Source organism: uncultured Bifidobacterium sp. (assembly GCF_959020155.1).
Lineage (GTDB): Bacteria > Actinomycetota > Actinomycetes > Actinomycetales > Bifidobacteriaceae > Bifidobacterium.
The window spans coordinates 1-20,889 of sequence record NZ_CAUERC010000028.1 but is presented as its reverse complement, the minus strand read 5'-3'; the positions used below and the strand labels follow the sequence as shown (position 1 = coordinate 20,889).

At 60.7% G+C, this 20,889-nt stretch carries 17 protein-coding genes, 1 tRNA gene and 1 pseudogene; 1 reads left to right on the top strand and 18 read right to left on the bottom strand.

Translation table 11 applies throughout. From position 1 onward, the window contains the following. Positions 1-82: 82 nt before the first annotated feature. The 17 genes from Q5H31_RS06890 to Q5H31_RS06810 all read right to left on the bottom strand — a co-directional run bounded on the left by Q5H31_RS06890 (position 83) and on the right by Q5H31_RS06810 (position 19,020). Positions 83-156: transfer RNA gene (locus Q5H31_RS06890), tRNA-Arg, on the bottom strand. Between the two features lie 116 nt (positions 157-272). Continuing rightward, a complete protein-coding gene (gene clpX / locus Q5H31_RS06885) occupies positions 273-1,691 on the bottom strand; it encodes an ATP-dependent Clp protease ATP-binding subunit ClpX (protein WP_047379860.1) in 1,419 nt (472 codons plus the stop codon). A 121-nt stretch (positions 1,692-1,812) separates the two neighbouring features. Next, on the bottom strand, positions 1,813-2,514 hold the full coding sequence (locus Q5H31_RS06880) for an ATP-dependent Clp protease proteolytic subunit (protein ID WP_007052059.1): 702 nt from the start codon (positions 2,512-2,514) through the stop codon (positions 1,813-1,815). 5 nt (positions 2,515-2,519) lie between these two features. Continuing rightward, positions 2,520-3,143: an ATP-dependent Clp protease proteolytic subunit gene (locus tag Q5H31_RS06875; RefSeq protein ID WP_007052058.1), complete on the bottom strand. Its 624-nt coding sequence runs from the start codon at positions 3,141-3,143 to the stop codon at positions 2,520-2,522. 105 nt (positions 3,144-3,248) lie between these two features. Then, a complete protein-coding gene (locus Q5H31_RS06870) occupies positions 3,249-3,629 on the bottom strand; it encodes a hypothetical protein (RefSeq protein WP_007052057.1) in 381 nt (126 codons plus the stop codon). A 111-nt stretch (positions 3,630-3,740) separates the two neighbouring features. Beyond that, a complete protein-coding gene (locus Q5H31_RS06865) occupies positions 3,741-5,207 on the bottom strand; it encodes a chloride channel protein (protein ID WP_007057022.1) in 1,467 nt (488 codons plus the stop codon). A 183-nt stretch (positions 5,208-5,390) separates the two neighbouring features. Beyond that, a complete protein-coding gene (tig, locus tag Q5H31_RS06860) occupies positions 5,391-6,770 on the bottom strand; it encodes a trigger factor (RefSeq protein WP_007052055.1) in 1,380 nt (459 codons plus the stop codon). Between the two features lie 54 nt (positions 6,771-6,824). Further along, entirely contained in the window at positions 6,825-8,126 is a 1,302-nt protein-coding gene (locus tag Q5H31_RS06855; RefSeq protein ID WP_007052054.1) for an HRDC domain-containing protein, read from the bottom strand. Continuing rightward, positions 8,123-8,761: a DUF3000 family protein gene (locus Q5H31_RS06850; protein ID WP_007052053.1), complete on the bottom strand. Its 639-nt coding sequence runs from the start codon at positions 8,759-8,761 to the stop codon at positions 8,123-8,125. Before Q5H31_RS06850 ends, Q5H31_RS06855 begins: the two co-directional genes overlap by 4 nt. 62 nt (positions 8,762-8,823) lie before the next feature. Beyond that, positions 8,824-9,705, bottom strand: a complete 882-nt coding sequence (pflA, locus tag Q5H31_RS06845) for a pyruvate formate-lyase-activating protein (protein ID WP_007052052.1) — start codon at positions 9,703-9,705, stop codon at positions 8,824-8,826. 109 nt (positions 9,706-9,814) lie between these two features. Further along, complete coding sequence (gene pflB, locus Q5H31_RS06840) at positions 9,815-12,190, bottom strand: formate C-acetyltransferase (protein ID WP_302457623.1); 2,376 nt, start codon at positions 12,188-12,190, stop codon at positions 9,815-9,817. A gap of 265 nt (positions 12,191-12,455) precedes the next feature. Further along, on the bottom strand, positions 12,456-12,680 hold the full coding sequence (locus Q5H31_RS06835) for a hypothetical protein (protein WP_007055377.1): 225 nt from the start codon (positions 12,678-12,680) through the stop codon (positions 12,456-12,458). A 52-nt stretch (positions 12,681-12,732) separates the two neighbouring features. Then, positions 12,733-14,430, bottom strand: a complete 1,698-nt coding sequence (locus tag Q5H31_RS06830; RefSeq protein ID WP_302457622.1) for an NAD+ synthase — start codon at positions 14,428-14,430, stop codon at positions 12,733-12,735. A gap of 348 nt (positions 14,431-14,778) precedes the next feature. Further along, positions 14,779-15,930, bottom strand: coding sequence for a M20 family metallopeptidase (locus Q5H31_RS06825; RefSeq protein ID WP_007052048.1), 1,152 nt, complete (start codon positions 15,928-15,930; stop codon positions 14,779-14,781). 87 nt (positions 15,931-16,017) lie between these two features. Then, entirely contained in the window at positions 16,018-16,704 is a 687-nt protein-coding gene (locus Q5H31_RS06820; protein ID WP_007052047.1) for a methionine ABC transporter permease, read from the bottom strand. After that, positions 16,701-17,906, bottom strand: coding sequence for a methionine ABC transporter ATP-binding protein (locus Q5H31_RS06815; protein WP_007052046.1), 1,206 nt, complete (start codon positions 17,904-17,906; stop codon positions 16,701-16,703). The genes Q5H31_RS06820 and Q5H31_RS06815 overlap by 4 nt, the downstream gene beginning before the upstream one ends. A 133-nt stretch (positions 17,907-18,039) precedes the next feature. Then, positions 18,040-19,020 (bottom strand): MetQ/NlpA family ABC transporter substrate-binding protein, encoded by a 981-nt coding sequence (locus Q5H31_RS06810; protein WP_007052045.1) that lies wholly within the window; start codon positions 19,018-19,020, stop codon positions 18,040-18,042. Positions 19,021-19,221: 201 nt separating this feature from the next. On the opposite strand from Q5H31_RS06810, the gene Q5H31_RS06805 reads away from it, so the two are divergent. Next, entirely contained in the window at positions 19,222-20,043 is an 822-nt protein-coding gene (locus Q5H31_RS06805) for a Cof-type HAD-IIB family hydrolase (RefSeq protein WP_117791464.1), read from the top strand. Between the two features lie 121 nt (positions 20,044-20,164). On the opposite strand, the pseudogene Q5H31_RS06800 reads toward Q5H31_RS06805, so the two are convergent. Beyond that, positions 20,165-20,889: pseudogene (locus Q5H31_RS06800) on the bottom strand (phosphoketolase); the annotation flags it as partial.

The following is a 20,889-nucleotide window of genomic DNA, read 5'->3' as shown; positions in this document are numbered from 1 at the left end:
CTGCGACCTGCTGATCCGTAGTCAGCTGCTCTAATCCGCTGGGCTACTGGCGCATACCACTGTTGTCCCCGTGGTTCGGGAGTGCGCCAGACAGGATTCGAACCTGCGACCTGCTGATCCGTAGTCAGCTGCTCTAATCCGCTGGGCTACTGGCGCATGTTGTCTTTCAGACAACTCGATATATAATACACGCCGTTCAGCTGAATGCAACTCGGCGTGTTGCGGCGAGTCGCACCATCCCGACCACTACCGCAACGGCGTATTTACTGGCCTCACGCCTCGTGTGTACGGACTCGGTCAAGCAAAACCGACTGCGCAACTTTGAGACGTCCCTGCGGCACATCCACGGCTTCGCGCAGGAGTTTGGGCGTGCTGGAACCCTCTACGGACGCCTTGTCCACAATCACCTGCCTCACATCATCCAAACTCGGCAACTGGAACATCGTGTCCTGCAACGTACGTTCGATAATCGAACGCAAACCGCGTGCGCCGGTCCCCTGCTTGATAGCGATATCAGCAATCGCCCGAATGGCCTGTTCTGTGAATTGCAGATCGACGCCGTCGACGGCGAACAGTTTACGGTACTGCTTGATCAGCGCGTTGGCTGGCTGGGTGAGAATCGCCGTCAGATCGTCTACGGTAAGTTCCTTCAGCACACTGGTGACCGGCAAACGTCCGATGAACTCAGGCAACAGTCCGAACTCGGCCAGATCATCGGCATTGACCTGTTCGAGCAATTCCTCGTCTTTCATGTCGGCGTCGTGCCAATTCGCGCCGAAGCCGGTCTCTCGACGGCCTAATCGCTTGCGAACAATGTCCGTCAGCCCCACGAACGCACCGCCGCAGATGAATAGGATGCCGCGTGTGTCCATCTGCGCAACGTCCTGCTCCTTATGCTTGCGCGTGCCTTCCAACGGCACGGAGGCGATGGTTCCTTCCAAGATCTTCAGCAACGCCTGCTGAACGCCCTCACCGGACACGTCACGGGTGATGGAGGTGTTCTCACCGGATTTGCGGGCGATCTTATCGATTTCGTCAATGTAGATGATGCCGTGCTGGGCTCGGCTTACGTCGCCATCCGCAGCTTGGAGGAGACGTTGGAGCACGGTTTCCACATCGTCGCCTACATAGCCGGCTTCGGTCAGGGTGGTGGCGTCGGTGATGACGAACGGCACGTTCATTACGCGGGCCAACGCCTGCGCAAGATAGGTTTTGCCCACGCCGGTGGGGCCGAGCAACAGAATGTTTGACTTGGCGACCTCGACGTCAGCCAAGGGGTCATTGCTGCGGCGGGTAGCACGCGTCTGGGTGGGAACGGATTGCTTGGCTTGTTTGCCGGTCTGTCCACTGTGCCCGTTATTCCCGTCAAGCTGCTCAGCGGACTCCTGAAGCTCCATATTGACGCGCTTGTAATGGTTGTATACGGCTACGGACAATGCGCGCTTGGCGTTCTCCTGACCGATGACGTAGCGGTTGAGATAATCGAAGATCTGAGCGGGCTTGGGCAGGCTCAGCGAATTGACCTCGGCATCTTTGACACGCTCCTCGGAGATGATGTCCACGCACAGGGCGATGCATTCATCGCAGATGGAGGCATTGGGACCGGCCACCAGTTTTCGTACCTGATGTTCGGTTTTGCCGCAGAACGTGCAACGGGGTACGTCCTCGTTGTAGCTCACCACACGTCCCATGATTCTCCTTTGCCGACTACGCCGCACCGTCGAACCGCCACGCTGCGCATTATCATTGTCATCCTTGAAATACAATACCCCCGGTCGTTGCCGACCGAGGGTATTGCAATGTCCGGAAGTTTTACTGGCGGTGTTCCAACACCTCGTCCACGATGCCGTATTCCTTGGCTTCAGGAGCGGTCAGGAAAGTGTCCACTTCGATGTCGCGGCGAATCTTCTCGACGTCCTGGCCGGTGTGCTTGGCGAGGGTCTCCTCCAGCCATTCGCGCATACGCAGCATTTCCTTGGCCTGAATCTCGATCTCCGTGGCCTTGCCGAAGCCTTGGTCGATGGCCGGCTGGTGGATGAGCACACGGGCGTTCGGCAGCATCAGGCGCTTGCCCTTGGTGCCGGAGGCCAGCAGAATGGCGGCGGCGGAGGCGGCCTGGCCGAGGCACACGGTCTGCACGTCGGGCTTGATGTACTGCATGGTGTCGTAGATGGCGGTCATGGCCGTCATCGAACCGCCGGGTGAGTTGATGTACATCATCACGTCACGGTTCGGATCTTGGGATTCGAGGACCAGCAGCTGGGCCATCACGTCGTCGGCGGAGGCGTCGTCCACCTGCACGCCGAGGAAGATGATGCGATCCTCGAACAGGCGGGAGTAGGCGTCCTGGGTCTTCATGCCATACGGGGTCTTCTCCACGAACTGCGGCATGATGTAACGGTTGGTCGGCGCGGGCTGGGCTGCGCGGGCGGAGGCCGGCATGAAACCGGCTACGCCCTGACGGCCGGCCAAGCGGTCGGCACGGGCGGCGAACTTTGCTTCTTCACTTGCCATGAGTCTCACTCCCCCTGCTGGTTGTTGCCGATGGTGTCCGGCGTGGTCACGAGCTTGTCCACGAAGCCATAGTCGAGGGCTTCCTGGGCGGTGAACCAGTGGTCGTATTCGTTGTCGCGGTAGATTTCCTCGAGGGTGTGGCCGGTCTGCTCAGCGGTCAGCTCGCTCATGGTCTTCTTCATGTCCATGATGAGCTCGGCGTTGATGCGCACGTCAGTGGCGGTGCCGCCGATGCCGCCGGAAGGCTGGTGCATGAGCACACGGGCGTGCGAGGTCAGGTAACGCTTGCCCTTGGTACCGGAGCTCAGCAGGAACTGGCCCATGGAAGCACACATGCCCAGGCCCACGGTCGCCACGTCAGGCTCGATGAGCTGCATGGTGTCGTAGATGGCCATGCCGGCGGTGATGGAGCCGCCCGGCGAGTTGATGTACAGCCAGATGTCCTTCTTCGGGTCTTCGGCGGCCAGCATCAGCAGCTGAGCGCAGATGCGGTTGGCCATATCGTCCTTGACCTCTTCACCCATCCAGATGATGCGGTCTTTGAGCAGACGGTTGAAAATCGGGTCGACGGGGCCGGCCGGGACGTCATCGCCCGCCATGACCGGCAAGGTCGCAAAGGTATTGCTCACCTTGATTCTCCTTCTAATTACTCGAACATTGTTCAGACTACCGCCTTGAAGCGACTGAAGGCGGCTTTTCGCGTGCTTTTTGGCGGGCAGCGTAGGGATTTCGGTTTATTCGAGGGTGTCGAGGACGTCGTCAATGAGGAGGCGGGTCTGGGAGGCGGCATCGTCGCCCAGACGCGGGAAGCGACGGGCGGCATTGGCGGGGCTGGCACCGGCGGCTCGCGCTACGTTGGACTTGCTGGCACCATGGGCCACGGCTTTTTCCGCGAGCCGATCGACCAGTGAATCGGCGACTTGGCGCATCTGTTCGGCCACCCATAATTGGGCCATATCCGCAGGTAAGTCGTAGTCTTCGGCCACATCGCTGGCTGCCTCCTGAATGGCGGCCCATAACACCATGAATGGCTTTCGATAGTAGTCAATCTGCTCAGTGAGCGGCTCAGCGGCAAGCAATTCAAGTGCCGAGCGAATTTCTGTATTTTCTGACATAGCTTTCTTTACCTCGGCTCCCCTCTCTGAGGGGAGCTGTCGCCATAGGCGGCTGAGGGGAGTTTCGACCGGGGCAGCTCCCCTCAGAGAGGGGAGCCAGAATATATGTATTTACTTACGACTCAGCAACCACTTTGATATCAGTGACGACGTGGCCACGGCCATGCCGACCGGCACAAAGAAGGTAATCGGCGCTTCAGAGAGCTCCATCACCAAGCACATGGCCATAAGCGGTGCCTGTTGTGAGGCCGAAAGCAACGAAGCCGCACCGATCAAGGCACACGCGGTTACCGAATCGGTCGGAAACATCAGTATCCATACGAGGCCGAGCATCGCACCCAGCGTGGAACCTAATGCGATGCCGGGCTGCAGCACACCGCCCGACGCACCGGAGCGAATGGTCATCAGCGTCACCAGCGCTTTGGCAACAAAGGTGAGTGCCAACACACCCAGCAACATCCAGATATTGGACTGGGACAGCGGGAAACCGGCGTTCATCACGGATCCAGAAGGGCCGCTCCCACCCTGAAGCATGGCCCAGAACGATGCCATTCCAGAGCCCGCTCCCCCGCCAGAGGCCGAATCGGATACATTACCGCCGCCCGTCAGCAAGTTCCATGGAGAGGCGGCCGCTGAAGATGCCGACTGCATGGCACCAGCAGTGCCGGCGGTTTCAGGAATGAATGTGCTGAATCCAAGTTGCGCCGCGGCACGGCCGTTGCCCATCACCTGCGGCACAACAGTCGCCACCAAACCGGTGATGAGACCAGCCAGCGGCATCTGCCACAGAATAGCCTTACCGGTTGGCTTGTGCGCTTCCGCCCATTGCGAACCTTTTCGGAACAATGCGCCGCCCACTCCACATGCCGCACCGCAGATCAGAGCGAACACCATTAACGTTGGCGTGGATTCCGGTTGCATGGCGGTAATGTCGTAGAACAGGTGATGCCCTTTGATCGCAACCGCCACGAATGCGGCAATGGCAGACATGCCCAGTCCAAACGCAACTTTTTCGATTGTCACATCTACCAACAGGATTTCGACGGCGAAGAACATGCCGGCCAGTGGCGCGTCATAGACGCCTCCTAGACCAGCACCGGCAGCCACTGCCACCACCATGCGCCGGTCGATGCCGTCAACGCCCTCGATATGGAACAGGTCGCAGAAACGTTGCGCGAGCATGGCGCCGAGTTCGCGTGGGGCGACTTCTCGGCCGATCGAGGCACCGGAGCCGACGATGAAAATCTGCAATACCACATGCGCAATGGTTTGCCAGAAAGGCATTCGCTTTCCCGCCACGGCCTTCTTGACTGAGGGCACCGCAGTCGTTTTGTGTCGCATCAGATACCAGATAATGCCTGCGATGCTGAGTCCCACGGTCACCGATATCGCACGGCGTGCAGCGGGCACGCCGAATGGACCAGGCAATTCTGGGCCTTCGATGTAGCCGAGCAGCACATGTTCAACGCCGTAGAGCAACAGGGTCAGCAGACCTGCTCCCACACCGATGAGCACGCCGAGCACAATGGTCGCCGCAGCGAGCCAACCAAGGCGTTTGATAGTAACCGTTGGCTGCATGTCAACCTCCGCACCCTATGCAACGAGTATGCCTTGGGAACTCCCCTCAGTCTCGCCACGCTCGACAGCTCCCCTCAAAGAGGGGAGCCAAAGAAACAGTCCTTTTGCCAGAATAGGAAGAGCCCGGAACCATGAAACACGATTCCGGGCTCAAACAATCACGCTAACGCGATGAGGCTATGCTCACTCAGCATCCTTGGCGTCATCCTTGGCGGACAGTTCGTCGGCCACGGCGGCAGCAGCGGAAGCGGCCTCGACGGACTCGGACTCTTCATCCTCAGCGGCCTCGCCCAGGAAGGCGGAGAGGTCCACAACCTCGCCATCAGCGGTGAACTTGACGGCGCGCATGCCGGCGAGCAGGCCCTTGGAACGGCCGACTTCCTGCACAGCGGAGCCAAGCTGGCCATTCTTGATGATGGCCTGGATGAAGTTGTTCGGATCCATGCCGTACTGCTGGGCGATGGAAGCGAGGAAGTTGAACACGTCGGACTGGGACACCTGAACGTCCAGCTTCTCGGCCAGAGCGTCGAGCACCATCTGATCGCGCAGATCCTTCTCCACGGTCTCCTCGGCCTGAGCCTTCTGCTCCTTGGTGGCCTTCTCCGGGTCCGGGGTCATGCCCTTGAGCTGCTCTTCGACCATGTTGGCCTTGACGCCCTTCGGCACCGGGATCTCGAGGCCTTCCTGCAGCTTGGCGATGAAGGCATCGCGAGCCTCGGTGGCCTGACGACCTTCGGCGTCCTGAGCGGCAGCCTTGCGGATGTCAGCCTTGAGCTCGTCCAGAGTGTCGAACTCGGAAGCTTCGGAAGCGAACTCATCGTTCAGCTCCGGCAGTTCCTCAGCCTTGACGGAGTTGACCTTGACCTTCACGGTGGCCTTCTGGCCCTCGTGCTCGCCGGCTTCCAGCGTGCCTTCGAAGGTGGTCTCCTCGCCGGCGGACAGGCCGTCAAGGGCCTCGTCCAGACCGTCGAGCATGGTGTTGGAGCCGAGCTCGTAGCTCACGCCTTCCTGGGAGTCGACGGTCTCGCCGTCAATCTCAGCAGTCAGGTCGATGTTGGCGAAGTCGCCCTTGGCGGCCGGGCGGTCCACGCCGACCAAGGTGCCGAAGCGCTGACGCAGGGTCTCGAGGCGCTTGTCGACGTCCTCATCCTTGACTTCCGGCTTGGAGATGGCGATCTCAAGACCGTCGATTTCCGGCAGTTCGATGTCAGGACGACGCTCGACGGTGGCGGTGAACTTCAGCTTGGTCTCGTCGTTGGCGGACTGCGGAACATCCTGCACGTCGAACTCCGGCTGAGCCATCGGACGAATCTTCTTCTCATCCAGGGCCTTGGAGTACAGCTCCGGGACCGCGTCGTTCACGGCCTCACCGGCGACGGCGGCGAAACCGATGCGCTGGTCGATGATCTTGCCGGGAACGTGGCCCTTACGGAAGCCGGGAACGTTCACCTGCTTGGCGATTTCCTTACGGGCCGCATCCAGATACGGGTTGAGCTCTTCCGGTTCAACAGTGACGGTGAGCTTCACCTTGGTGGGCTCGAGGTTACGAACGCTGATCTTCACGCTAATGACTCCTCAAAAGTCGTTATTTCTTACAGTTCTGCCGTAAGGCAACCTCTACATGATAACGCCACTTACGGACGGTGCAATGAGTTTCACTTGCCAGTTCCTTGCGCCCTGCTCGATCAGGAACGTCTCGACGTCCACTTCCACCGGGTCTTCCACCCAGCACAGGTTGCGTAGGATCTGTGGCTTGATGATCATCTCGGCCGGCGTGCGGGTGTCTTCGGCGATGCGGTTGATCACACGCCGCACCCGTTGCAGACGGTCATAACGCTCCGGATGGCGCTGTTGCCACAGCCGCATGGATCGGGGCGCGTTCACCACACCGTTTTCGTCCTGTTCGGGGGCGGGCATGGTAGGCCATTGGGTGGGCTTCAGGGCTATGGCTCGATCGATGGCCTGCTTCCAGACCTTCGGTTTGACCGCACGCTGAATCGGCGCGTACCGCTCGAACATTTTGTCCTGCTCGGTGCCGGTATGGATGCGCACACGCTCGTTCAGGGATCGGAGCGCGCGGAATTGGGCAGCATTGTGCGGCTTGTTGGTCGCCGCCTCGATGATTGATGAATCGGCCAATAACAGGCTGGGCGCAATATCGTATTGCCGGGCGAGTCGGTCGCGCTCCTCCCATAGGGATTTGGCGATGGCCAAGCCCCTTGGATCACGACTCAGCTGGGTGATGCGCGAGATACGCAGCCAAGGAATCGGATGCGGTTTGCGCGGGGCAAGGCCCGCAACCAAAGCGTGAGAAAACTCTTCAGCGGCCCACTCGTCCTTGCCTGCGGCTTTCAGGTCACGACGCATCATGGTTTCAAGTTCGATAAGCACCTCCACGTCGAGCGCCGCATAGTTGCGCCAGTCGCGCGGCAGCGGACGGTAGGACCAATCGGCGGCGGAATGCTCTTTGGCTAGCGTGATGCCGAGGTAGTGTTCGGTGACGGCGGCCAGACCAAAGCGGTGCAGGCCGAGCAATCGCGCCGCTATTTCCGTGTCGAACAGGGCTTTGGGTTTGAGCCCGATTTCGGCGAATCCGGGCAAGTCCATCAGAGAATCATGCAGAATCCACGTGGCGTCGCCCACGGCGTCATTGAATTCATTCCAATCAGCTCCGGCCCGGGTCAGGGCGACGGGATCAAGCAAGGCGATGCCTGCACCCTCACGTTTGAACTGAATCAGCCAATCCTCGTGTCCATAGCGGAAGCCGGACGCCCGTTCGGCGTCGGCGGCCAGCGAGCCCGTCGCCTCGGCCATCGCATCGCAGACACGATGATAGCCGTCCAGCGTCGAAGTGACATCGGGTACTCCCCCGCGAGGCTCTTTCAGCAGTCGGGGTTCGGTGTCACGGACGTCACTCAACTGGCGTCATCCTCCTCAAAACGGATGGTGGATCTGATGAATGCGGCCCACGAGCGGACTTGTGCGCCGGCGTCCATAGTACCGTCCGGCCCGGTCCCGTCAAGCGGGGTCCATGAGACGCGAATCTCACACCCGGCGCTGGTGGAGCCGGCCATCGAGCCAAAAGCCGTGTTTTGGGTCACGGTGACTGTGCCGGATACCGAATCCGGCTCGATGCCGTCGAAATAGTCGCACATGTCATCCCAGTACATGCCGGGGGTCAGAGAATCGTTTTCGGCGGTTTCCAGCGGCAGTCGCGCGAACGCCACGCAACGCCAGTTGGAATCCCAGTCAATGCGCAGCTCATGAGCATAAAGCATCATGATCCAGCCTGTGGCGATTCGTGATTCGGCATCGCTGCCAAGACCGGCGGAAAAGGCATCGCCGAGGGCACGCTCTCCCGCTTCGAATTCCACGCCGATACCATAATCGGCCAAGGTGGAAGGCACGGGAATCTCCCGATAGCGCACGTCATGGATGCGCTTCATGGTGCTGACGGATTCGACGGCTGCCCATACTTCATCCGGCACACCCTGAGGGCGCACGGGGCGTCCGTCGTTGGACTCTCCCGTAGGAAATGCGTAGATGTCGGCCATATCTCTAGGGTATGGGCGAACGGGCCGAATCGTGGTATTTACGCGCGGTTCGGCCCTGCAATTTAATACACGGTGAAGCCGTGGTCCTTGAACTGGTTGGTCACCCGTTCGCGGGTGGCGGCGTTGGGTCCCTTCTGGTTCTCCAGCGGGTATGGGATGCGCAGTTCGTGCCACTTCGGGCGGCCAAGCTGGTGGAATCCCAGCACGTCGATGTGTTCGACGGCATCACCGAAGGACTCGCAGATCTTCGCCACGTTTTCGACGTTCTCTTCGGAGTCGGTCAGGCCCGGCACGAGCACAAATCGCACCCAGATCTTCTTGCCGGCCTTGGCCAGTCGCTGGCCAAAATCGATGGTGGGCTGCAAGGTGCCGCCGGTGACCTTGTGATAGGTCTCCTCGTCGCCGGATTTGACGTCGAGCAGACACAGGTCGATGTCCTCGAGCATCTCGTCGGTGTAATTCGTGTTGAGGAAGCCGGACGTATCGAGGCAGGTGTGCACGCCCATCTCCTTGGCGGCATGGAACACACGCGAGACGAAGGCGGGCTGCATCATGGATTCGCCGCCGGAGAAGGTGATACCGCCATGCGTGGCCTTGAACAGGTCCTTGTAACGATCGACCTTCTTGATCATGGCGTCAAGGTAGACGGGCTTGCCGTCGCGCATCTTCCAAGTGTCCGGGTTCTGGCAGTACTGGCAGCGCAGCGGGCAGCCGGACATGAACACGGTCATGCGGGTGCCCGGTCCATCCACGGAGGTGTTGATGTCCCAAGAGTGGACGAAGCCGATATCACCGGATTTCAGGGCGGAAAGGCGGTCACGTCGGTCGAGTCCGATTGGGGATTCAAAGCCGGAAAGGCCACCCATCAAAGTCTGCGAGGCATAGGTCTTCGATTCCTTGAGCATATGCCTGGTCGTGGTGCGGAACGTGGGTGTTGCGGGCATCGTTGTCCTCCTGTTCCAAATGATGCGAAAGTCTGTGGGAAATAAGGAAGGGGTGGAGCCGTGCCCCACCCCTTCAGTTAGTCATTGCCGCGGTTCGCGGGGTTGGTCATCAGTCGACGACGGCACCCTGGTGGAAGGTACGGGAGATGACGTCGAGCTGCTGCTCCTTGGTGAGCTTGACGAAGTTCACCGCGTAGCCGGAGACACGCACGGTCAGGTGCGGGTACTTTTCGGGGTGCTCGACGGCGTCCTCCATGGTCTCCTTGCGCAGAACGTTGATGTTCGCGTGGTAGAGGCCGTGGCCGTTGCCGGCGTCCAGGATGCCGACCAGGTTGCCGATGCGCTCGTCCTCGTCGCGGCCCAGGCCATCAGGGGTGATGGTGTTGGTCAGCGAGATGCCGTCAAGAGCGTCGTTGTAGTCGATCTTGCCGACGGAGAACATGGACGGCAGCATGCCGTGGGAGTCCATGCCGTTCTCCGGGTTGGCGCCCGGAGCGTACGGGGTGCCCTTGGCGTGGCCGGACGGGAAGGAACCGGTGTTCTTGCCGTACTCGACGTTGGAGGTGATCGTCAGGATGGACTGGGTCGGGACGGCGCCGCGGTAGACCGGGAGCCTCTTGACCTGGCCCATGACCGTGGAGACGACCCACTTGGCGATGTCGTCGGCGCGGTCGTCGTCGTTGCCGTAGACCGGGAACTCGCCCTCGGTGCGGTAGCCGACGATCAGGTCGTCGTCGGCGCCCTCAACGTACTCGTACTCGTGGCCTTCCAGGGTCTTCGCGTCCTTGTTGTAGATCGGGTAGACCTTGGCGTACTTGACGGCGGCGAGGGAGTCGGCGGCGATGGACAGACCGGACATGCCGCAGCCGAGGGTGCGGTACACTTCCTTGTCGTGCAGGGCCATCTCGATGGACTCGTACGCGTACTTATCGTGCATGTAGTGGATGATGTTCAGGGCCATGACGTAGGTCTCGGACAGCCATTCGAGGGCCTTCTCGTAGTTGTTCTTGACCTTCTCGTAATCGAGGGTGCCGTCGGCCTCCGGGGTAATCGGCTCGATCACGCCCTTGTCGATGACCTGCATGCCGGTCATCTCGTCGCGGCCGCCGTTGATGGCGTACAGCAGGGCCTTGGCGGAGTTCACGCGAGCGGCGAAGAACTGCATCTGCTTGCCCACGCGCATCGGGGAGACGCAGCATGCGATGGCGGCGTCGTCGCCCCAGTGGGAGCGGATTTCCTTATCGGACTCGTACTGGATGGCCGAGGTGTCGATGGAGATTCTGGCGCAGAAGCGCTTGTAGGCTTCCGGCAGCTTCGGATCCCAGAAGATGGTGATGTTCGGCTCCGGGCCAGGTCCGAGGTGCTCGAGGGTCAGGGTGTTGAGCAGACGGAACGAGGTCTTGGTGACCATCGAACGGCCGTCATCGCCGAAGCCGGCGTCGGACCAGGTCGCCCAGTACGGGTCGCCGGAGAAGATCGAATCGTAGTCCTTGGTACGCAGGAAGCGCACGATGCGCAGCTTCATGACGATGTTGTCGATGAGCTCCTGGGCGTCGGTCTCGGTGATCTTGCCGGCCTGGAGGTCGCGCTCGATGTAGCAGTCGAGGAAGGCGGAGTTGCGGCCGAAGGACATGGCGGCGCCGTCCTGGGACTTGATGGAGGCCAGGTAGCCCATGTAGGTCCACTGCACGGCTTCCTGCGCGGTCTGGGCCGGGCGGGACAGGTCGAGGCCGTACTCGTTGCCGAGGTTGATGAGCTTCTTCAGAGCCTTGATCTGCTCGTCGTGCTCCTCACGGAAGCGGATCCAGTGCTCGATCTCCGGCTCGGTGAAGTCGTTGCGGTACGGCACGGAGTCCTTGTCGCGCTTCTTGAAGGCGATGAGCTTGTTCACGCCGTACAGGGCGACGCGGCGGTAGTCGCCGATGATGCGGCCACGGCCGTAGGCGTCCGGCAGACCGGTGAGGATCTTGTTGTGGCGGGCGACCTTGATCTGCTTGGTGTACACGCCGAAGACGCCGTCGTTGTGGGTCTTGCGGTACTTGGTGAAGATCTTCTTGATCTCCGGATCCGGTTCCTTGCCGGCTTCCTTGATGGCCTGCTCGACCATGCGCCAGCCACCGTTCGGCATCATCGCGCGCTTGCAGGGAACGTCGGTCTGGAGGCCAACGACCACGTTATCGACTTCCGGGGAGTCGATGTAGCCGGCCGGGAAGGCGTCGACGTCGGCCGGGGTATGGGTGTCCACGTCGTAGACGCGCTGCTTGCGCTCCACGGCCAGGTAGTTGTCGTCGAGGTACTTCCACAGGTGCTTGGTCTTCTCGGTGGCAGGAGCCAGGAATGTCTCGTCGCCCTCGTACGGGGTGTAGTTCTTCTGGATGAAGTCGCGGACGTCAATATCCTTCTGCCAGTTGCCCTCGGTGAAGCCGGCCCACGCCTTGGCGTCGAGCTCCTCCTGGGAGACAGCTGCATTTTCCACTGCGGTCATGTCACTCCTTAAATGGGGTTGTAGGTTTCGCATCTTCACGGAACCCTTGGTTCAACAGTGTAGTTGGCACTTGCTTGAGAAAAGCTGAAATTGGGAGTGAGCTATCTCACATTGTTTCTGTGAACGCTACCATTCCAATGGCTTCTAGATATTGATGGGACTATTGCACGTCTCCAGATATGGGAAACCGCTCATACTGTGATGTTCGTATGAGCGGTTCGGTCTTGAGATTGACAGCAGAACCGTATCCGTCAGTTTTCGACCGTCAATCCTCGGGGCGAGCCTGTGCGGGTTTCACGCCGTAGTTCTTCCAGCGCCGGTTCTCCTCCTCCCATCTGGCATTGCGGTCCACCACGATGTCCCACGCATGTTCGGCGTCTTCCTTGGTCTTGTACGGACCCATGCGCTGTTCGATCGGTGAGACCATGCCCAACTCGGCCTGCTTCTTGACGGTGTTGAAATACCACTGCTTCTTGTTATCGTCTGTCATTGGTACCTCCTCAACGGTATTACTTGCTCCCGCTGGCGGGAGCAATATATGTTTATTCCCTGAATGCGTTGGTGACGGGCAGTCGGCGGTCGCGGCCGAACGCGAGGGCCGTGACCTTCGGTCCCAGCGGGTATTGGCGGCGCTTCCATTCGGCGCGGTCCACCAATCGCATCACGGTGTCTACGGTGACCTGGTCGAAGCCGTCGGCTAACAGGTCGGCGCGGCCGTGCGCGTGCTCGATGTATGCGGCGAGCACCTTGTCGAGCAGCGCGTATTCGGGCAGGGAGTCGGAGTCCTTCTGCCCGGGGCGCAACTCGGCCGAGGGTGCCTTCTCGATGGAGGAGACCGGAATCATCACGCCGTCCTTCAACGGGATGCCGGCGTTGCCGTCCTCGTTGCCCACGATCTTGAGACCGCCGATGCCGACGCCTGCGGCCGCGGCCTTGTTACGCCAACGGCTGATCTCCCAGACACGGGTCTTGAGCAGGTCCTTGATGGGTGCGTAGCCGCCTACCGCATCGCCGTAGATGGTCGAGTAGCCGCAGGCGAGCTCTGACTTGTTGCCGGTGGCCACGGCGAGCAGACCGCGCGAATTGGAGCTGGCCATCACGATCACACCGCGGATGCGGGCCTGCAGGTTCTCGGCGGAGACGCCATCAAGGTCAAGTTGCTGTTGGTAGGCGTTGAACAATGGCTCAATGGGCTGGACCTCGTAATGGGCGCCAATGTTGGAGGCCAAATCGGCGGCGTCGTCTTTGGAACCGTCGGAGGAGTACATGGAGGGCATGGAGATGCCCCAGACGTTCTCGCCGCCGCATGCGTCGGCCGCCATGGCGGCTACCAGTGCGGAGTCGATGCCTCCTGAGAGGCCCAGCGTCACGCCGGTGAAGTGGTTCTTGGCCATGTAGTCCTTGAGGCCGAGCACGCAGGCGGTGTATACCTCTTCGTCCGGGTCGAGTTCCGGAACGATCTCGGCCTTGGCCTGATGTTCGGCGGCGGAATCGAAGTCCCAGAACGTCAGGTTTTCCATGAACATCGGGCTGCGTTCGATAAGCGTGCCGTCGGCGTCGACCACGAAGCTGCCGCCGTCGAAGACGAGGTCGTCTTGACCGCCGACCTGATTCAGGTAGATGACCGGGGCGTTAACCTCGGCGGCACGACGCTGGGCGAGCTCGAAACGGGTGTTGGTCTTGCCTTCCTCATACGGCGAGCCGTTGATGGTGAGCAGCAGGTCGATGTTCTTGGTGGCCAGGTCGGCCACCGGGCCGCCGTCCTGCCAGATGTCCTCGCAGATGGCCACGCCAATGGTGGCGCCGTCCACGTCGAGGGTCACGGAGCGGTCGCCGGCGGAGAAGATGCGGAATTCGTCGAACACGCCGTAGTTGGGCAGGAAGTGCTTGTCGTAGCCAGCCCAGACCACGCCTTGGTGCAAGACCACCAGTCGGTTGCGCGGCTTGGAGGTCTTGCGGTCGGTGCCCACGGTGCCGACCACCACGAACAGATCGCCGAGGCCGTCGTCGTTGAGCTGGGTGGCGAGTTCGTTGGCCTTGTCCCATGCGGCTTGGCGGAAGGTGCGGCGCAGGGCCAGATCCTCGATGGGGTATCCGGTGAGGGTCATTTCCGGGAAAACAACCACTTGGGCGTTTCCTGCGGCGGCTTTACGGGAGTAGTCGAGCACCTTGGCGGCGTTGGCGTCAAGCGCGCCGACGCAGGTGTCGATCTGGGCGAGTGCGAAGCGAAGCTGTGTCATAGATTCTTAGTGTAGCCGCGTATGACGTCGGATTGCCTGTTCTTCCGGCTTGGCGTCATTCATTAGGTCGTTTTTGCGTTCATTAGGTCACTGCAATGCGATATCAGTCGTTGCAATGGCGCGATTCCAACAACCAGTATCGCCGTTCACCGACCTAATGGACGATGAATCGACCTAATGAACGAATGCCACTCCCCTCAGTCAGCTTCGCTGATAGCTCGTCCTGCACTTATGGACGGGCGAGGCCCGCGCATATCTGGTTCGGCTGTCGCCTCACCTTCGGCTACAGACAGCCCACTGGGCTGTCTGCCTAACGCCTCAGCCTCCGGAGGCGAGCCAGAAAAGGATTTACTTCAGCTCGTTGAGCACGCGCAGAGCGGTGTTGACGTAGAAGTTGACGAAGGTGGGAATGGATTCGTCGAGACCCACGAAATGCGGGCTATGCCAGTCGGCGCAACCTTCCTGGCCGTTTGACCCGACGAACGCGAACACCGGCAACGTCACCTTGGCGAATTCGCAGAAGTCCTCCCCCGCCATCGACTGACGTATCGGTTCGAGCTGCGCGTAGTCGTTGACATCCGCCGCCACGGCCTTGGCGAGACCTGGATCGGAGACCAGCGGGTCTTGAAAGTCATCCCAGACCACGTCGGCGCTGATGCCGTATGCCTCGGCGGTGTGTTCCACCACTTCCTTGAATCGGCGGCCGACCAGATTGCCATCCGACTTGTGGAAATAGCGCACAGTCCCTTGGAATCCGGCTTCGGCGGGCACCACGTTCCACACATGGCCGCCGTGCACTTCGGTAACGGACAGCACCAGCGGGTGGAAGGGCGTGACGTTGCGGCTCACGATGGTCTGCAGGCTCAGAATAATACTGGCGAGCGCTTCGATGGGCCCGGTGCCCTTGTACGGGTAACCGGCGTGGGTGCCTTGGGCGTGGAGGGTCACGCGGAATTTCACGCAGCCGGCCATCATCGGCTCAACGCCGATGGCCAGCTGGCCGGGCGCATAGTTGGGGTTGTTGTGCGTGCCGATAATGGCTTCGACGTCATCCACGAGTCCGGCGTCGATCATGGCGCGAGCGCCTTGGCCGGTCTCCTCACTCGGCTGGAACAGAATCTTGATCGAGCCGGCGAACTTGTCACGGTGCTCGGCGAGCCAGAAGGCGGCACCGAGCAGACCGGTCATGTGCAGGTCGTGGCCGCAGCCGTGCATCACGCCTTCATTGACGGAGCTGAACTCCAGTCCGGAGTCTTCCACGATGGGCAGGCCGTCGATGTCAGCGCGCAGCCCGATACGCGGCCCGGGACCGGCCTCGCCCTGAATGAGCCCCACAACACCAGTCTCCAGCGGGTTGTGCAGGATCTCGATGCCGTGCGCCTTGAGCTGGTCGGTCAGATAGATGCTGGTGCCGAATTCACGGAAACTACGCTCCGGATGGGCGTGCAGGTAGTGGCGGATGGTGATGAGTTCGTGGTCGATGTCGATATGTTCACTCATGGTTCCCGATTCTAGTAGCGCAAGAATATATTGCGGCCCTCGCTCCATATTGGCGAGGGCCGCGATCTATGGGGTCAGTATGCCTTGTTATTGCTGGCGTTTGAGCAGTCGTTTGGCGATGGCGTTGGCGATGCCCTGCACCACCTGGACCAGTACGATCATGATGATCACGGCCGTCCAGGTGACGGTCTGGTCGAACTTCTGGTAGCCGTAGGCGATGGCGAAGTTACCGAGACCGCCACCGCCGATGTAGCCGGCCATAGCAGACATGTCGAGCACGCCAATGAACAGGAAGGCGTAGGCCAGGATCAGCGGTGCCAGGGCTTCGGGGATGAGCACGGTGCGGATGATGGTGAGCTTGCCGGCACCCATCGAACGCGCGGCCTCGATTACTCCCGGGTCGACCGGCACGAGATTCTGTTCGACCAGACGCGAGGTGGCGAAGGTGCACATCACCACCATCGGGAAGATGGCGGCCACGGTGCCGATGGACGTGCCGACCACGACGATGGTGAGCGGCTGCATGGCTGCCAGGAAGATGATGAACGGAATCGGGCGCACGATGTTGACGATGATGTCAAGGATGCGGTAGACGACCGCGTTCTCGAACAGGTTGCCGGGGCGGGTGCCATAGAGCACCACGCCGAGGATCAGGCCGAGGAATCCGCCGATGACGAGGGTGACGAGCACCATGGTCAGGGTCTGGCCAATGGATTCGAACAGTAGTGGACGCAGCACGTTCCAGTCGCTACGCGGGTTGGCGAGGATGATCATGCGTTGGCTCCTTCATGTGCGGCGGCGGACGCGGCGGGCGCGGTGGCAGTATCGGCCGCCAGTGGGTCATGGGCGCGGTCTTCGGCGTAGGAGGCATGTCCGGCGACTGCGTCGGCGTAGGCCACAGGCTTTGCGGCGGTGCCGAAGTCGATGACGTCGCTATTGGCGGCGAGCTCGCGCAGGAATTCGTCCACATGCCAGCCGGGCCCGTTGAATTCGTAGGTGATGGCACCGATGGCGGTCCCCTTGACCGTGTCGATGCCGCCGTAGAGCAGGCTGGATTCGACGCCGTATTTGGCGATGAGTTCGGAGATATTCTGTCCGGATGCCTTGAGTTCATGGCCTTGGGTGCCGGAAACGTCCTTTTGGCGGATAAGCACGGTGACAATGCGGCCCGACCATTCGTGATGCAATCGCTCGACCCGGTCTTCCTCGGGCAGGCCAGACAATGCGGTGGCAATGAATCGCTTGGTCACCGGCTGCTGGGGTGCAGCGAACACATCGTATACGTCGCCGGATTCGACCACGCGTCCGGCGCTCATTACGGCCACGCGGCCGGCAATCTGCTGGACCACGTTCATCTGATGGGTGATAAGCACAATGGTGATGCCGAATTCCTCGTTCACACGCTTGAGCAAGGCCAGCACTTCGGTGGTGGTTTCCGGGTCGAGCGCGCTGGTGGCTTCGTCGGCGAGCAGAATCTCCGGATTAGTGGCCAGTGCGCGGGCGATGCCGACGCGCTGCTTCTGGCCGCCGGACAGCTGCGAAGGGTATTTGTTTGCGTGCTCACTGAGGCCCACGAATTCAAGGAGTTCGTTGACACGACGATCCTGATAGTCCTTGCGCCAGTGATCGAGTTGCAGTGGGTAGGCGATGTTCTGGGCCACGGTTTTGGTGGAGAACAGGTTGAACTGCTGGAAAATCATGCCGATTTTCTGGCGGATGGGCCGCAGCTTGGTCTCACTCAGAGAGGTGATATCAGTGCCAAGCACGGTCACAGTGCCGGAGGTGGGTCGTTCGAGCGCGTTGATAAGCCGGACCAGTGTGGATTTGCCTGCACCGGAATAGCCGATGATGCCGAAGATGTCACCGCGATCGATGGTCAGGCTGACGTCATCCACGGCTCGTGCGATGTTCGCGCCGCGTCCGCGTGTTTTGAATTCCTTCACGACATGGTCGAAGGTGATGATGGGGTCGCTCATAGTGCTCCCTGATGCTGGTTGTTGGTGTCCGGTCACGGAAGCGGAGCGAATCCCGATTGTTGGCTCGGGTACTCGCTCCGCTTGGTGGTAATGGCTATGGACAGGCTAGTCGTGCGCTCGTATCAGCCGCGGCTCACTGCTGGGCCTTGGCATCCTTCTCAATGTCGGACAGGAAGCCTTGCAGCTCGCTGGCGCTGAACTTGTCGGCGAACACCGCGGTACCGCCGGAGTTCTCCTGCAGGGCGTCGAGCACATCCTTCTGCTGGTAGATGGAAACGAGCTTCTTGTAGGTCTCGTTGTTCACGTCCGCCTTGCGGGCCACCCACACGTTGATGTAGGGGCGAGCCTCTTCGGATTCGGCGTCATCCTGGTAGATGGCGTCCTTCGGGTCGAGACCGGCATCGGCCACGTAGTCGTTGTTGATCACACCAGCGGCGATGGTCGGGTCCTTCAGGGTGGTGGCCACCTGTTCGGCCTTGAGCGGGGTGACCTTGACCTTGCTCTTGGCTTCGTCGATGTAGGCCGGGGTGGAGAAGGCGGTCCAGTCGCCCTTGAGCGTCACGAGACCGGCGGCCTTGAGCACGCCGATAGCGCGGGCCTGGTTGGTTTCGTCGTTCGGAATGGTGACGGTGTCGCCCTGCTTCAGGTCCTTGATGTCCTTGACCTTGGTGGAGTACACGCCGAGCGGGTAGATGGCGGTGCCGCCGATGGGCTGCAGGTCCTTCTTGTTGCTCACGTTGTAGTTGGCCAAGTAGAGCAGGTGCTGGAATTCGTTGAGGTCCAGCTCGCCGGAGTCAAGGGCCGGGTTTTCGGAGGTGTAGTCCTGGAAGTCGACGATGTCGACGTAGATGCCGGCCTTCTCGGCGTCCTGCTTGAACTTGACCCATTCGGGGTTGGTAGCGCCGACCACGCCGATCTTGACCGGGTTGCCCTTGCTGCCCTTGGCGGACGACTCGTTGGCACCGGCAAACGCGCGGTAGCCGAAGAACGCGGCCACGGCGATAATCGCCACGACCACGATGGTGATGATGACGTTGCGGGCGGTGTGGTTCACACGCACCGGCTCGTTATTGTTAGGAGCGGCCGGGGTTGCCGGCTGGGTTGCTGCTGTCATTGGATTTCCTCTCTCCAAAATTGATGTCGGGTAACACCATAACGCGCTTGAACCGCGAAAGTGACGGAAAATGGCCGATTGCCATATAGGTGTCTTTTATGGCGCGCATGCAATGTCCGGGATTCGTGCGTTTGATAACCCGCTATAGGCGTGCCGAACACGCCGGAAAGCACGTCGAGAGGGGCTTTGACAATGGAAGCTATGACTACCGATACTGCCAATGCCGATATCCGAGCCGTATTCTTCGATATCGATGGCACGCTCACCAGTTTCACGACCCATACGGTGCCGGATTCCACAATCGAGGCGATTCACCGGCTGCAGGCCGCAGGCGTCAAGGTGCTGATTTGCACGGGCCGCGCGCCTTCACAGATGCACGTGGTGCTGGATACCATGCCGGTGACGTTCGATGGCGTGGTGGCGTTCAATGGGCAGTATTGTTTTGATGACACCGGCTTCTTTGCCTCGCAGGCCTTGGATACTGCTGATATTGAGGTGATTCTCGACTGGCTGGACCGTCACCCCGATGTGGTGTGCAATTTCGGCGAGAAGGATTACGTGTACTTCAACCAGTCCAATGATCTGCTTCGCGCCACGTGGAGCAAACTGGGCAAAACCGCACCGACCCGGTATTTCGAGGACCCGCGCACCCGCGCGCTGGATCATGAGACCTTCCAGATCAGTCCCTTTGTCGGGCCCGAGCTGGAGGCCGAACTGGTGGGACTGTGCAGCAATGTGCGCGGGGTGCGTTGGCATCCGGATTTCACGGATCTGATTCCGGCCGATGGCGGCAAGCCGCGCGGCATCCAGCGGTTCATGGCGCATTACGGCATCACGCGCGAGCAGACCATGGCCTTCGGCGATGGCGGCAATGACACGGATATGCTCGCCTACGCCGGCATCGGGGTCGCGATGGGCAATGCGACCGCCGAGCCCAAGGCCGCCGCCGATTACATCACCGATGACGTGGACCACGACGGCGTACTCAACGCCCTACTGCATTTCGGGGTGCTACGCGATTAAAACATCACAACAGTTCGCTTTGTTCTGCCCCGCCGTGACAGGGCTTATGAATAAGCAAAGGGCTCGGGACGAATCCCGAGCCCTTTGGTGTTAGCGAACTAACAACACCGTGGAGGTGTTATCACTCGTTGTCGCCAGCGGTAGCGGCGGTAGCGGTGACGGCACCCTTCTTGTCGGTGTTCACGCCGGAGTACACCCAGTCGGTGTAGTCCGGGTGGTCGTAGCCGTTGTCGACGGCGAACTGGAAGGCCTCATCACGGAACTTCTCGAGCTCGTCGATCTTGTCGGCGTACTTGTCGGCGTCGATCATGCGCAGAGCCTCAGCGGTCAGCTCGTAGCGGTCGATGCGGTTGACACGAACCATGTCGTACGGGGTGGTGGTGGAGCCCTCCTCCTCGTAGCCGTGGACGTTGAAGTTGTCGTGGTTCGGACGGTCGTAGATCAGGCCACGCACGTCGTGAGCGTAGGAGTGGTACGCGAACAGCACCGGCTTGTCGGCGGTGAAGATGTCGGCGAACTCCTCGTCGGTCAGAGCCTCGTCGTTCTCCTTGGCGGACTGCAGGGAGAGCAGGTCGGCAACGTTCACAACCTTGAACTTGACGCCCAGTTCCTTCAGCTTGTCGGAAGCAGCCATGATCTCCTGAGTCGGGACATCGCCGGCGGCGGCAAGCACGACCTCGGCCTCATCGTTGTTCTTGGCGGTGGAAGCCCAATCCCAAGCGGCGGCACCCTTCTCGAGCTCGGCACGAGCCTCGTCCAGGGTCAGCCAGGTGGCAGCAGGCTGCTTACCAGCGATGATGGCGTTGATCTTGTTGGTGGACTTGTAGCACTTCTCGGCGATGGCCA